General features: G+C 50.8%; 14 protein-coding genes. All 14 read right to left on the bottom strand.

Annotation, left to right across the window (positions count from 1 at the left end; translation table 11 throughout):
* Positions 1–56 precede the first annotated feature (56 nt).
* Positions 57–839 (bottom strand): YlmH family RNA-binding protein, encoded by a 783-nt coding sequence (locus tag ACHHV8_RS09555; RefSeq protein ID WP_395158065.1) that lies wholly within the window; start codon positions 837–839, stop codon positions 57–59.
* A gap of 10 nt (positions 840–849) precedes the next feature.
* Positions 850–1,116, bottom strand: a complete 267-nt coding sequence (locus tag ACHHV8_RS09550; protein WP_395158064.1) for a YggT family protein — start codon at positions 1,114–1,116, stop codon at positions 850–852.
* Positions 1,117–1,138: 22 nt separating this feature from the next.
* A complete protein-coding gene (locus ACHHV8_RS09545; protein WP_395158063.1) occupies positions 1,139–1,576 on the bottom strand; it encodes a cell division protein SepF in 438 nt (145 codons plus the stop codon).
* 54 nt (positions 1,577–1,630) lie between these two features.
* The gene (locus ACHHV8_RS09540) at positions 1,631–2,320 is read right to left on the bottom strand and encodes a YggS family pyridoxal phosphate-dependent enzyme (RefSeq protein WP_395158062.1); all 690 of its coding nucleotides are present in this window, start codon (positions 2,318–2,320) and stop codon (positions 1,631–1,633) included.
* Positions 2,321–2,366: 46 nt separating this feature from the next.
* Positions 2,367–3,224: a peptidoglycan editing factor PgeF gene (gene pgeF / locus ACHHV8_RS09535; RefSeq protein WP_395158061.1), complete on the bottom strand. Its 858-nt coding sequence runs from the start codon at positions 3,222–3,224 to the stop codon at positions 2,367–2,369.
* 150 nt (positions 3,225–3,374) lie between these two features.
* Positions 3,375–3,674: a YlmC/YmxH family sporulation protein gene (locus ACHHV8_RS09530; RefSeq protein WP_395158060.1), complete on the bottom strand. Its 300-nt coding sequence runs from the start codon at positions 3,672–3,674 to the stop codon at positions 3,375–3,377.
* A 486-nt stretch (positions 3,675–4,160) separates the two neighbouring features.
* On the bottom strand, positions 4,161–4,943 hold the full coding sequence (sigG, locus tag ACHHV8_RS09525; RefSeq protein ID WP_395158059.1) for an RNA polymerase sporulation sigma factor SigG: 783 nt from the start codon (positions 4,941–4,943) through the stop codon (positions 4,161–4,163).
* 170 nt (positions 4,944–5,113) lie between these two features.
* Positions 5,114–5,836 carry an RNA polymerase sporulation sigma factor SigE gene (gene sigE / locus ACHHV8_RS09520; protein ID WP_395158058.1) on the bottom strand — a complete coding sequence of 241 codons (723 nt, stop codon included), beginning with the start codon at positions 5,834–5,836 and terminating at the stop codon, positions 5,114–5,116.
* Between the two features lie 85 nt (positions 5,837–5,921).
* Positions 5,922–6,839 carry a sigma-E processing peptidase SpoIIGA gene (spoIIGA, locus tag ACHHV8_RS09515; protein ID WP_395158057.1) on the bottom strand — a complete coding sequence of 306 codons (918 nt, stop codon included), beginning with the start codon at positions 6,837–6,839 and terminating at the stop codon, positions 5,922–5,924.
* Between the two features lie 339 nt (positions 6,840–7,178).
* Positions 7,179–8,315 (bottom strand): cell division protein FtsZ, encoded by a 1,137-nt coding sequence (ftsZ, locus tag ACHHV8_RS09510; protein ID WP_395158056.1) that lies wholly within the window; start codon positions 8,313–8,315, stop codon positions 7,179–7,181.
* A gap of 48 nt (positions 8,316–8,363) precedes the next feature.
* Positions 8,364–9,623, bottom strand: coding sequence for a cell division protein FtsA (ftsA, locus tag ACHHV8_RS09505; RefSeq protein ID WP_395158055.1), 1,260 nt, complete (start codon positions 9,621–9,623; stop codon positions 8,364–8,366).
* 194 nt (positions 9,624–9,817) lie between these two features.
* On the bottom strand, positions 9,818–10,720 hold the full coding sequence (locus ACHHV8_RS09500; protein ID WP_395158054.1) for a cell division protein FtsQ/DivIB: 903 nt from the start codon (positions 10,718–10,720) through the stop codon (positions 9,818–9,820).
* A gap of 297 nt (positions 10,721–11,017) precedes the next feature.
* Complete coding sequence (murA, locus tag ACHHV8_RS09495) at positions 11,018–12,283, bottom strand: UDP-N-acetylglucosamine 1-carboxyvinyltransferase (protein WP_395158053.1); 1,266 nt, start codon at positions 12,281–12,283, stop codon at positions 11,018–11,020.
* 15 nt (positions 12,284–12,298) lie between these two features.
* Positions 12,299–13,204 carry a UDP-N-acetylmuramate dehydrogenase gene (murB, locus tag ACHHV8_RS09490; protein WP_395158052.1) on the bottom strand — a complete coding sequence of 302 codons (906 nt, stop codon included), beginning with the start codon at positions 13,202–13,204 and terminating at the stop codon, positions 12,299–12,301.
* Between the last annotated feature and the right edge of the window lie 175 nt (positions 13,205–13,379).

Genomic DNA, 13,379 nt, shown 5'->3' with positions numbered 1-13,379 from the left:
CTATATTCGACAGGAGGCCGCATTTTCCTGCATCCGAAACGAAAAAAAATTGGCATTCATGCATATTTGCCGATTTTCACGCGAAATCTGCCCTTTTTTGTGACTCCCTCGACTTCAAGCACCTTGAAGCGGCCGAACCCCTGCAGAGACACGACATCTCCCGGCTTCAGCGCACGGCTGGAGTCCTCCTCTTGCTTCCAGTTGACCTTGCAGCGCCCCGCCTTGATCGGGACTAATATCTTGGCGCGGCTCAGATGGTATACGTCGCTCACGATGCCGTCGAGCCGCATGGAAGCGACCGACAGATTCATCTCCTCCAGCTTGACGACAGATGCCTGCAGCTTTTCCAGAGGAAGAAGCTCGGTCTGCACATGAACCCTGTGGACCTGCTGGAGGTGAAGCCGCATATAATCCGCCACCTCCTCGGCCACAAGAAAATGGCAGCCCGTATCGGACACATGAATATCTCCGATCTTGTCGCGCTTCATTCCCAAAGCCAGGATCGATCCCATGTAGTCGCTGTGATCCAGTTCCTTCAGCTTATCGTCCAGAGAAGTGACGGCAATCAGACGGATGCCCATTTCCTCATCGTCCAGCACCCGGTAATCCGGCGCGATCAGCGCTCGTTTTCTCTCCGCCTGCTCATGTCCGCCATCAAAGCGAACCTGCACGTCCTGACTCCGATTCACCAGAGACTCCACGATAAACTGCTGCCGCGGATCCAGGAAATCCGTCAGCTTCGCCTGATGCTGCTCCGCCTTCTCCACCCACTCGGCCGCCTTATCCACGAAGCGATGCTCATCCGGGTGAAAATGCGAGTAAATGTTCTCGTTATTCACGGACCGGTACCTAGACGAAGAAGTGGATGATCGCGCGGACGCCTTCGCCGATAAACCGCAGAGCAATCAACGCAACGATCGGGGAAATATCAATCATCCCGCCGATCGGTGGAATAAAGCGTCGAAAGACAGATAAATACGGCTCACAGAGCTTGCCCAGCATTTCGCCAATGAAGCTGTTCCGGGCGCTCGGCAGCCACGACAGCAGCACATAGGCGATCAGCATGTATGTATAGATTTCAATAAGTGTGTAGATGTAATAGTCGATATTATACAAGCTGTTCACCTCGATTTTTCATTTATTGAGAGTATACATCATGATTCATTATTTCCGAGATGGAGCCATGAATTTCAACCGTATCCGGCGTACACAGAAAAATGTTCGGTCCGATCTTGGAAATGGAACCGTTCAGCGCATAAACGGTGCCGCTTAGAAAATCCACAATGCGCGTTCCTTGATCGGAGCGCACCAAATGCAGATTGACGACAACCGGCCGGCGCGAGCGAAGATGGTCGGCAATTTCCTGCGTATCCTCATACGATTTAGGCTCAAGAAGCACCACTCGTACATTTTTTTGCGAATGTATACTGACAATATTACTTTTATTCTTACGCTGCTCCGCAAAATTGGTTTCATGTTGTTCCTCGGCAGGCTCAACTACCCTTTCACGTTCTACAACGACTTCCTCTTCATCCTGCAAACCCAAAAAGTTCATAAATTTGTTCATTACGCCCATGTCCTCTCCTCCTATAAGCTTCACTTCATGTGAAGCTCGAATCGTAAGCGCAGGTTATTCCCTGCCCACCAATATCGATCCCAGCCGAATCCACGTGGCTCCTTCTTCAATCGCCACCTCGAAGTCATTGGACATCCCCATGGACAAATGCGGCACCTCATAGCCTAGCGCCTGCTCCCGGTTTAATTCATCTCTCAGCTCTCTCAAACGGCGGAATACCGGCCGGGTTGATTCAGGCTCGGCCTCATACGGCGCCATCGTCATCAATCCGACGATACGGATGTGGCGGAACGCCTTAAGCTCGTCCACAAACCCGTGTAACGCCTCCGGCTCCAGGCCGTATTTCGTTTCCTCGCCCGAAACGTTCAATTGAATAAAGCATTGCGCCGCAATGCCGAGCGCCGCCGCCTTCTTATCCATTTCTTTGGCAAGGGATAGCCTGTCCAATGAATGGATATAGGCAAATTTACCGACGACATCCTTCACCTTGTTGGTCTGCAGATGCCCGATAAAATGCCACACGCCCAGGCCCTGCTCTCCATAGGCTTCCCATTTGGCCTGCGCATCCTGCCACCGGTTCTCGCCAATATGGAGCAAGCCGCTCTGCAGCACCTTCCCCGTCGTCTCCGCAGAAACATATTTCGTTACGGCAATGGTCTGAACCTCGCTTCGGCTTCTGCCGGAACGGGCGCAAGCTTTATGAATCAAGTCTTCAACATATGGTATCGTTTGCGTAAGCTGCATAACGTCTTTTTCACCTCTATTCTTACATAACCTTAGCCGGCGCAGTTCAATCGCGCAGACCGATCCAAGCGGCCATCCGGCCCGTTTTGCCATGCTCCTTGCGATGGGAAAACAGCAGATCCGTGCGGCAGCTTGTGCATAAACTACTCATTTCGATATGAGACTGCAAAATTCCTGCTTTCATCATAATTTGTCGATTCATTTGTTGCAAGCTTAAGCTGTATTTGCCGTCGGACCGCTCCACATAGATCGGCGGAAAACCGTCTGCAGCCTCATTGGACAGCTCCAGCTCGTTCATGACCTGCTTAACCCGGGACAGGACGTAATCGTCCACTTCATAGCAGCAGGCATGAATGGAAGGGCCTACCGCGGCATAGACTTCGCTTGGGTTCGTGCCGTATTCCCTGCTCATCGCTTCAACCGTAGCTTTGGCAATAGCAAGCACCGTCCCTTTCCAGCCGGCATGCGCCAGGCCTACGGCCCGATGGACCGGATCAAAGAACAATAAAGGAACGCAATCCGCAAACAAGGCATGCAAGAAAAGTCCCGGTTCATTCGTTATAAAAGCATCCTTCGAGGGGATTTCCGTCGCTCTCGTTCTCGTCCCCGCCCCGGCTAACTCCTTGGTGACCACCTGCACTTCACTGCCGTGCACCTGTTCTCCGTAGGTGCAATCCTCCAGACGAACCCGCAGCGCTTCGGCAAGCTTCTCCCTGTTAGCCACCACGTGCTCAGGCTGGTCCGATACGTGAAGACCGCAGTTCAGGCTGGCAAACGCCGTCTTGCTGACGCCGCCTAGCCGGGAAGTACATCCCGCCGTCAAACCAGGATGCTCCTTCATCCATCCTTTTAGAAAAAACAACTCGCATCCGTTCTCTACTTTTTGCAGTACAAAAGGTTCCATAGCCGGCCGCTCTCCTCCCGCTCTTTCGGTCTTGTCGTTCATCCTCACTCCAGTATACAACAACCCGTAAAAAACAGCACACCATAGCCGGAAATCCCTTCCTGCAAACGGCGGGATGCCTGCGTCGGCGTGCTGTTTAAACGTGTGCGGCTAGCCTCGATAGGAACGGTTATAATCGTAGTTCATCTCCACTTCTTCCTGCTGCCGGAAGCTTCGGACGTCCTCCAGCTTGACGAGTACTACATCGGCACCGATTTTGACGATATTTTTCCATGGAATGACGACATCGGTCGCTCCGCCGAACAATCCGAAAAAACGGGGGCTGTTCGGAACGACAATCGACTCTATCCGTCCCTGGCGTAAGTCGAGCTCCAGGTCGCTGATCTGCCCCAGTTTTTTCCCATCCACTATGTTAATGACGTCTTTGGTTTGAAAATCTGAAATTTTCACGCTGCAACCACCACGTATTCTTCATGGATTCTTCGAGCCTGTTCTCTAAAGCCTTTATTACCTACTATATGTATGACTTGGGCAAAATGTCCTTCCTCACGAAAAATAACCCCACAAAGTGGGGCGAGCTTGTCTAGGAACCCAGAATTTGTATGATACTCCGGTGGGGTATCCTCTTCCAGCCGCTGTTGAACCCGTGAAATGGATTAGATTTAAAGGTATTTTCACGGATTTCAAAGGCGGACGTAAACTAAGCGTTTTTCGTAGAAAAACGGGCTTCGTAAGCTTGGATACCCCACCTGCGTCTGTGCTCCTTTTTCACTTAAAGGCGGGTTTCTCGACAGCCTGACCCACAAAGTGGGGCTTATGCTTCGAAGCGGACTCAGGTACTTAAATTCTGGCGTGTAAAAAAAGACCTGCTCTTTCAAGAGCCGGCCTTATGATTATCATTTCAGGGGAGTATACAAAGCTTGCCTGGCGGGCAAGTTAATTTTTCACATGTTTTTGCATTTGGGAAATCGCCGATTTCTCCAGACGGGAAACCTGCGCTTGCGATATTCCGATTTCGTCTGCTACTTCCATCTGGGTTTTGCCATCGAAAAACCGCATGGACAAAATCATTTTTTCCCGGTCGTTCAGCTTCCGCATCGCTTCTCTCAGAGCAATTCCTTCTATCCACGACACATCCTTGTTGCGGTCGTCGCTGATCTGATCCATAACATAGATCGGATCGCCACCGTCATGATAGATAGGCTCGAACAAGGAAACGGGATCTTGAATCGCATCCAGCGCAAAGACGACATCTTCTTTAGGCACGTTAAGCGCCTCGGAAATTTCGTAAATGGAGGGCTCGCGGGAATTTTGATTCGTCAGGCTGTCGCGAACCTGCAGCGCTTTGTAGGCAATATCCCTCAGCGAACGAGATACCCGGATCGGGTTATTGTCACGCAAGTAACGGCGAATTTCTCCGATAATCATCGGAACGGCATAGGTGGAGAATTTAACATTCTGACTCAGATCGAAATTATCGATCGCCTTCATGAGTCCGATACAGCCGACTTGAAACAGGTCATCCACATATTCGCCGCGGTTATTAAACCGTTGAATAACGCTTAGTACGAGTCGCAGATTGCCGTTAACCAATTTCTCTCTTGCCGTTCGTTCATTGTTCGATTGCAGTTGAACGAATAATTCACGCATTTCCGCGTTGGTCAGAACAGGTAGCTTTGCGGTATCTACACCGCAAATCTCGACTTTGTTTCGGGTCACCGTGATTACCTCCCAAGGAGAAACATTACTGTTAATTATCTCCTCGGTCCGGTTTTTTATGCGCCCCCTATGCTTGTCTGATTCTTTAACCAAATGCCTCAATGCCGTAAAATCCAAGCCGTACAAGCCCGGATTCGCTTTCATGGCTTTCAAAAAAAATAATTTCCAGTTTAAACCATTTTATTAAATTCCTTGCGAAGCCTTTTAATAATGCGCTTTTCTAGACGGGAAATATAGGACTGCGAAATGCCGAGAAGGTCAGCCACATCCTTCTGCGTCTTCTCCTCGCCGTCCTGCAGACCGAACCGCAGCTCCATAATCGTCCGCTCCCGCTCCGACAGCTTATCCAAAGCTTTATGCAGCAGCTTGCGATCCACCTGCTCTTCGATGTTGCGGTAAATCGTATCGTTTTCCGTACCGAGCACATCGGAGAGCAGCAGCTCGTTGCCGTCCCAGTCGATGTTCAGCGGCTCGTCGAAGGAAACCTCGGTACGGATTTTACTGTTGCGCCGCAGGTACATTAAGATTTCGTTCTCAATGCAGCGGGAAGCATATGTGGCCAGCTTGATTTTTTTCTCGGGGTCAAACGTATTGACCGCCTTGATCAAGCCGATCGCGCCGATGGACACGAGATCCTCAATGTTGATTCCCGTGTTTTCGAATTTGCGGGCAATGTACACAACGAGCCGCAGGTTGCGCTCAATCAGCATCGCGCGAATCGCCGCATCCCCGGAAGGCAGCTTCTCCAGCAAGTATTCTTCCTCTTCCCGGGTAAGTGGAGGAGGCAAGGCTTCACTTCCGCCTATGTAGTAGATTTCCTCGCCCTTGAGTCCCAGCTTCATCATCAGACGGAAATAATAGATTTGCAGTTTCAGCTTCCACTTCACGAGCATCGTGTGTCCTCCTTAGGCGTTTTGCCGCCGGCAAAACGTTCTTCGTCAGCATGTTTAGGGCCGTTCCAGCCCCACATGACAGAGATTAGGCTTGCATCAGATTCGGGTGGATAATAGCTTGATAGGCATTGTCGGAGCTCAGTTTGCCTCCATCGAGCCCGATCAGCACTTTAAGCGTTTCAAATTGTTTGTCGTTATACGTAATAATGACCCGGTCGGGCTTGATCGCCAGCATAAACTGCGTATTCCGGTTCACGCCCCGGTAAGGAACCAGGCGGAGCCGATCCTGCCATTCGAATTCATCGGTCCCGATTGCGCTCACGATCTGGTCGACCTCCGACCGTTCAATTCGCTGCTTCCAGGTATCGGGGATTTTCTCGCCCCATTGAGACACCTCCATCACCATCACGGGGGTCTTGGTCAGCGGATCGTACAGCTGGTTCCCCGTATCGATTAATCCCATGCAGCTCGAAGCATACTCATCGATATACACCTCCACTTTGGCAAAAAAGGATGCCATCTCCTCCTTGCGCTTGGCGGCTTGATGAACATGCCGATACAGCCAGATGGCAAAAATCAATACGGCAAGAAGAAAAATCAGTCCGATATGCACTTGGTGGGAAGCCCCGCCCGATTGGGCGAACCAGATGCCGTTCAGCACCTCTGTGGAGGACATCCAAAAATAGTGCACTCCCAATACGGTGCCGGCCGCCGCAAAATTCACCACATAAAATGCGCTGACATTCCTCATGAAATGCTGAATGCCTCCGAAGCCGAAGGCCAGCCACAGCATGAGCAGCGACAAGGCAAATTTAATGGCAAACGTGAACATAAACGATACCGGCGGAAAGAACATCAAGACTACATAAGCCCCTCCCAAACAAGCGGAGCTTAGCAGCCTCCACCAGCGGAAAGCGAGCTTGCGCGATCTTGCGGTAACCCACAGCAGCGCCCCGTCAATCAGTACATTCGTCAGGAAAATGATATCGATGTAAACAATCATTCTCCGAGCCCTCCCAGCCGCAAGCTGCTGCTTAATAGAACCTGTCTTCTTCCATTTCATGCGAATGAGACAAGTATATAGTAAGCCTATTCCAAAGTCTGTCTAAACTTGCCGATTAGCCGTAACTTTTTTTGTCATATAGTGGGGGTGCGGCAATGGATGCCGAAGCCCCTGCAGCAAAAGAAAACCGTCAGGCAAATCCTCCTGACGGTCCTTGCGCATATCATATCCAAGCTTCGAACCGGCCAGGCGGAAAGCCTTCCGTTTCAAAAGCATACATTTCCATACAGCAAAAATCCCTTGATCCAAACGATCAAGGGATAACTTGTCATCATAGCTTTATTTATCCAGATTGCTTCTGCCGCGGTTGCGCAGGAATGTCGGAATATCCAGCTGGTCTCCGGAAGTTTGGCCTCCAAAAGGACGCAAGTTGCTTGCGCCGCCGCGATTGTCTCCGGCCGGTTCTGACGACGGTGCGGAGCTATTGGCATTAGGCTTACGGACCGGTTGTGACGGTGCAGCTTTGTGTTCAAAGCCGGTTGCGATAACCGTAACTTTAATTTCGTCCTTAAACGATTCGTCAATGACGGCACCGAAGATCATGTTGACTTCCAGATCGGAAGCCGAGGCAACGATATCCGCCGCTTCGTTGACTTCATACAGAGACAGATTCGCTCCGCCTGTAATGTTCATCAGGACGCCGCGTGCGCCGTCAATCGATGTTTCCAGGAGCGGACTTTGAATCGCTTTCTTGGCAGCTTCGGCAGCTCTGTTCTCGCCTGTAGCTTCCCCAATCCCCATTAAGGCCGAGCCGCGCTCGGTCATGATCGTTTTTACATCGGCAAAGTCCAAGTTGATTAGGCCGGGAACGGCGATCAAGTCGGAAATACCCTGTACGCCTTGACGGAGAACGTTATCCGCCTCGCGGAAAGCTTCCAGCATCGGCGTCTTCTTATCGACGATCTCAAGCAAACGATCGTTCGGAATGACGATCAGCGTATCCACTTTTTCTTTCAGAGCAGAGATGCCCTGCTCCGCCTGCAAAGCGCGTTTGCGGCCTTCGAAGGTGAATGGTCGCGTTACCACGCCAACGGTCAAAGCGCCGCATTCTTTGGCGATTTCAGCGATGACGGGAGCCGCGCCTGTTCCTGTACCTCCGCCCATTCCGGCTGTAACAAAGACCATATCGGCACCCTTCAATGTATTGAAGATCAGCTCTCTCGATTCCTCAGCCGCCTTCTTGCCAACCTCCGGGTTGGCACCGGCACCTAAACCGCGAGTCAGTTTATCCCCGATTTGCAGTTTTTGCTCCGATTTGGAGTTTTGCAGAGCCTGAGCATCCGTATTGACGGTAATAAACTCTACGCCCTTCACTCCATTCTCGATCATGCGGTTGACGGCATTGCTGCCACCGCCGCCGCAACCGATAACCTTTATCTTGGCTAACAAATCCGCGTCCATATCAAATTCAAACATAGCCTTCATTATCCTCCTCAATAAGCTTTCATAAGCCAGGAAATCCCTTTAGATGAATTCGCTCAACCAATTTTTAAAACGTTCCATAACCGAAGGCTTTGTTTCGCTGGCAACGGACGATTTTTTCGTGTTCGCCGGGTTAGTGATGACTTTCTTTGCTCCGCCGGCTTGTTTAGCTGCTCTCAAATATTTATGAGCATATTGGATAATCCCAACACCGCTGGTATAAGAAGGGTCACGAACACCGATAAAATCAGGAACTGCAATACGGACGGAAGTGGCAAGCTCCGCTTGTGCAACGGCAAGCATCCCCGGCATGGACACTGTTCCCCCGGTTAATACATAACCGCCAGGCACTTCCGCAAAACCGAGACGCTGTACTTCCATACGGATCAAGTGGAAAATTTCCTGAACACGAGGTTCGACGATATTCGCCAAATCGATCTGCGTAAACTCCTTGTCCACATTGCTGCCGATCCGGTTCACTTTAAAAACCTGATCCGCTGCCGCGTGTTCAATAATGGCACAGCCGAATTTCAGCTTGATTTTGTCTGCGATGTCTACTTGTGTACGAAGTCCGATAGATATATCGTTCGTAATGTATTCGCCGCCAATCGGCAATGTAGACGTTGCCACTAGATTATTTTGTTCAAATACCGCAATCGTCGTCTGTCCTGCGCCAATATCGACAAGAACCGTTCCAACGGCTTTCTCGTCCTTGGACAGGCTCAAATGTCCTGCTGCCAGTGACATTAAGATCAAGCCAGATACTTTTACGCCAGCCTTCTCGACAACTCTCAGCAAATTATGTATTGCTGTTTTGGCGCCGGTAATTATGGTTGCTTCTACTTCAAGTCGTACGCCAATCATACTTCGAGGATCATGGATCTCATCCAAACCGTCGACCAAATATTGGTTAGGCACGACCCCAATGATTTCACGCTCGGGAGCTAAAGGAATGACCTTGGCCGCTTGAATGACCCGCTCAATATCTTCATCTCCGATTTCGCGATCTTCATTAGATACGGCAACTACGCCATGGCTAGATTGCAAAGCAATATGATTCCCGGAAATTCCAACGTAAACCTCTGCTATTTGAATACCGACCATCCGCTCCGCGTGATCTATTGCGTTGCGAATCGACTGGACTGTCTGATCGATATCGACAATGGCTCCCTTGCGAATACCTTCCGAGTCGGCAGATCCAACCCCTATTATATTAATGGCGCCGTTAACGACTTCCCCAATAATAGCACGAACTTTGGATGTACCGATGTCCAAACTAACAATGATGTCATTGCTGCTCAACCTGTGGCACCTCCTGTGATCTGTAATTGTTGTTAGCTGATTGTTAAAGAAAAGCTCCTGTACATATTCAACACGCTTGGGATTTTCCCTCTTTTTTTGCAAACTTTTTTCATTTTCTTGACCAAAATGATACCGTAATGCCAATTCTATCATTATTTCTATCGGTTGAGTAGACTAATTCCATTAGAATTCCATTAGTTTCTTGAAGAATCCTTCGTATTCGTCTTCTCGCTTTTGGCATCTTTGACTGGATCTTTTTTCGGATCGGCCGGGGTTCCGGAAGCGCCTGCGGCCGTTTTAGGATCCGTCTTCGTATCTTTGGAGGAGGCTCCGCTTTTTCCCGCGTCCGTGTCGAACGGGGCATGAGTGTCGGCCTCAAGAAGCTTCAGCACGCCGGTATGAATTTTGTTTTCTTTCAAATTTGCGATATAAGTATCGAGATATTTGAGCTTTTCAGGCAAATACCCGATGGTCGTTATCACTTCGAATTGGGAGCGGGTGTACATCTTGATCCGGTCCGGATAAGACTCGGTAGGATCCGGCTTAATTTCGGACACATCGGTCAGATACGACTCGGAAATCGAGGCCAGCGCCTTGCACAGCTTATCCTTCATCGCCTCCGCTCCCGACCATCCGGTCAGGATAGGCTTGTCCATCACAAAATTGACTTGGCTGGACACCGGCACGATGCTCCCGTCAGCCAAAATGGCCTCCGGCTGATTCGCATCCCCCAGCTGATAAGCTACCTTCGGAAATTCCTTTACCTCGATATGAATGACACCGGGAAAATGCTTTGTCACGACAGCGGACTCTACCATTTTGAGCGTTTTGACCTGCTCTACGATCCGTTCGGAGGAAACGGAGAAAAAATGATCCCCCGGCTTAACGGCCGCCGCTTGGCTGACTGCTTCCGCGGTTAGCAGCTCCTGTCCGTGGACCTCGACTACGCTGATTCGGCTTAAGGAAGATTGAAAGAATAGAATGCAGAGCAGCGTTACGAAAAATATGAACAAAAAGACTAGCAGCCTTTTGCTGCTGCGGGACTTTTTCTTGGCTTTGGGCTTTTGGATGACGGGCAATCTCTTTTCTGGCTGCAAGGGTTGTCCCTCCTAAGGGCATTTCGTAGAAATGCCTGACTTCGTAAGCATTCGCTGAGTTTTTGCGTAGGCAAAAACTCACTTCGTAAGTATTGCTGGGCATTTCGCAGAAATGCGTATTCGTTTCGTGACGGCCGGGCATGGTCTCAGAAATATCGGTGCGGCAAGGCTGGGCACTCCAAGACGGGGCTAGCGGATATAAACTATGTAAACCGCCAAACATCCCGATTCTAGTAAAGAAAGGGGATATTTCAGCGGCAGTGGTCATAAGGATATATAAGAAAAGATAGCAGGAACTTACGTAGCTACCGGCGTTACACGATGGATGCTCGCTCCCAGATGGGACAGCATATGTTCGATTCGGTCATAGCCCCGGTCAATATGATGAATCTGTTCGATGACGGTCGTTCCTTGCGCAGCCAATCCCGCAATCACAAGCGCGGCTCCCGCGCGCAAATCCGTCGCTTCGACGGTAGCCCCATACAGACGGGGCACTCCCCGGATAAATGCCGAGTTCAGATCGACCCGGATATCCGAGCCCATACGTGTCAGCTCGTCGACATGCTTGAATCTGCTCTCAAACACGGTTTCCTTCACAATACTTAAGCCGTCCGCCAAGGATAGCAGAACCATGATTTGCGACTGCAAATCGGTAGGAAAGGACGGGTGAGGCGAAGTCACGATTCGCTCTACCGCTTTCGGCCTCGTCAAGCAGCTTACATTTATTATATCACCGTTAATTGCTATTTGAACACCTGAGCGCTTTAATACGTGGATCGCAGAAGTCAGATGAGCGGCGCAAACGTTCTCGAGCGTGATCGTCCCCCGGGTTACCGCTGCGGCGATCATCATTGTTCCAGCCACAATACGGTCAGGAATAATGCGATAAGTACATGGGGTCAATTGGGATACGCCTTCGATCGTAATCGTATCGGTTCCCGCTCCAATAATTTTCGCGCCCATTTTGTTCAGGAAATTTTGCAAATCTTGTATTTCCGGCTCTCTGGCCGCATTGGAAATCGTCGTCATGCCTTCGGCCATCGCCGCAGCCATCATAATATTTTCCGTTGCCCCCACACTCGGAAAATCAAGTACGATTTCCGCTCCTCGCAGCTTGGCGGCGGTACAAACGATGGTATTGCCCGACTCCTCGATTGTCGCTCCCAACGCGGCGAGTCCCCGCAAATGCAAATCTATTTTTCTGTCACCAATAGCGCAGCCGCCCGGCTGATAGACTTGCACCTTACCAAAACGGGCCAATAACGGTCCCATCAAAAAGATAGAGGATCTCATCTGGCTCATCAAGCTTTCCGGAATATGAGACGAGTTCGCCGTCGACGTATTGACTGTCACGGTATCTCCTTGATGCTCCGTCCGGCACCCTAATGCGCGCAGGATCCCTGTCATGACTTGAATGTCCGACAGATCGGGCACGTTATGAATCGTAATCGTCCCTTCCGCCATCATTCCGGCTGCCAATATGGGCAGCGCCGCATTTTTTGCGCCGTGAATTTTGATGGCTCCCGATAGAGGTCTCCCACCTTCGATAACCAACTTTTCCAAAGTCCCACCTCCGATTTACCGCTCCCCCACCACCAATACTTCGGGAACAAGCGATACGCCGTATGTTTCCAAAACGAGTCGCTGTACTTGTTCAATGAGGGTGAGCACATCCTGAGCTGTCGCCTGCCCGGTGTTGACAATGAAATTGGCATGCAGCGGTGAAACCTCGGCGCCTCCGACTCTGAGTCCCTTAAGTCCCGCTTCTTCGATCAGCTTTGCGGCATGATGTCCTTCCGGGTTACGGAAGACGCTGCCTGCGCAGGCCAATTGAAGCGGCTGGGTACGCAATCGCCGGTCCTTATAAGCCGCCATCGCTCCGGCAATCTCTTTCCTGTCGCCGGCCTTCAGCTGGAATACAGCTTCGATGACAATGCCCGGCTGCTTCTGCAGTAGAGAATGCCGGTAGGCGTATTCGAAATCCGCTTGCTGCATCATGACCAAATCTCCTGTCGGGAGCAGCACTTCAGCTCTTAACAGTATGCGTGACACATCGGACCCGTGAGCTCCGGCGTTCATGTAGACGGCGCCTCCCACTGTTCCCGGAATACCTCCGGCGAACTCCAATCCGGTCAACCCTTCCTTGCCGGCCATGACGGACAGCTTAATGAACGAATAAGCCCCTCCGGCATAAGCCACATCGCCTTCAAACCGCAGCGTCTCCAGCAGGGAACCGAGCTTCAGAACGACCCCCCGTATGCCTTTATCGGATACAAGCATGTTGGAACCGCGGCCTAGCACAGTCCATGGCACCTGATGCCGGTAAAGCAGCTTCACAGCTTCAACCAGCTGCTCCTTGCTTCCCGGAATCAAGAGCACATCGGCCGGACCGCCGATTTTCCAAGTGGTATGAGGCGCCAGCGGTTCATTCAGGCGGCATTCGCCGAATAATCCGCTTTGCAATTGAGTAATGACCTGCTGCATGGGAAAACCTCCTTCACAGAACCCCTGGAGCCCTAATAGTAGGCAGCGGACGAGTCAGCGAGAACTCTTCTTACCCCATTCATGCTCGCTTATTCTGCTTCCCGCTTTCTCTTCCGGGTGTCTGTCACGGTTATAGTGTAGTTTATGTTCAATCGGAAATAGTGTGACAATCGCC

It is taken from the genome of Paenibacillus sp. TAB_01, assembly GCF_043945595.1.
Taxonomy (GTDB): domain Bacteria; phylum Bacillota; class Bacilli; order Paenibacillales; family NBRC-103111; genus Paenibacillus_S.
Note: the sequence above shows the minus strand (reverse complement) of the source record. Positions and strands in the feature narration are given on the sequence as shown.

Excerpts from the sequence above, each read along its gene's own strand:
- sigE (WP_395158058.1), bottom strand. The coding sequence starts at position 5,836 with ATGCTCGTGAAGTGGAAGCTGAAACTGCAAATCTATTATTTCCGTCTG.
- pgeF (WP_395158061.1), bottom strand. The coding sequence starts at position 3,224 with ATGGAACCTTTTGTACTGCAAAAAGTAGAGAACGGATGCGAGTTGTTT.
- ACHHV8_RS09545 (WP_395158063.1), bottom strand. The coding sequence starts at position 1,576 with ATGGGCGTAATGAACAAATTTATGAACTTTTTGGGTTTGCAGGATGAA.
- spoIIGA (WP_395158057.1), bottom strand. The coding sequence starts at position 6,839 with ATGATTGTTTACATCGATATCATTTTCCTGACGAATGTACTGATTGAC.
- ACHHV8_RS09540 (WP_395158062.1), bottom strand. The coding sequence starts at position 2,320 with ATGCAGCTTACGCAAACGATACCATATGTTGAAGACTTGATTCATAAA.
- ftsZ (WP_395158056.1), bottom strand. The coding sequence starts at position 8,315 with ATGTTTGAATTTGATATGGACGCGGATTTGTTAGCCAAGATAAAGGTT.
- murB (WP_395158052.1), bottom strand. The coding sequence starts at position 13,204 with ATGCAGCAGGTCATTACTCAATTGCAAAGCGGATTATTCGGCGAATGC.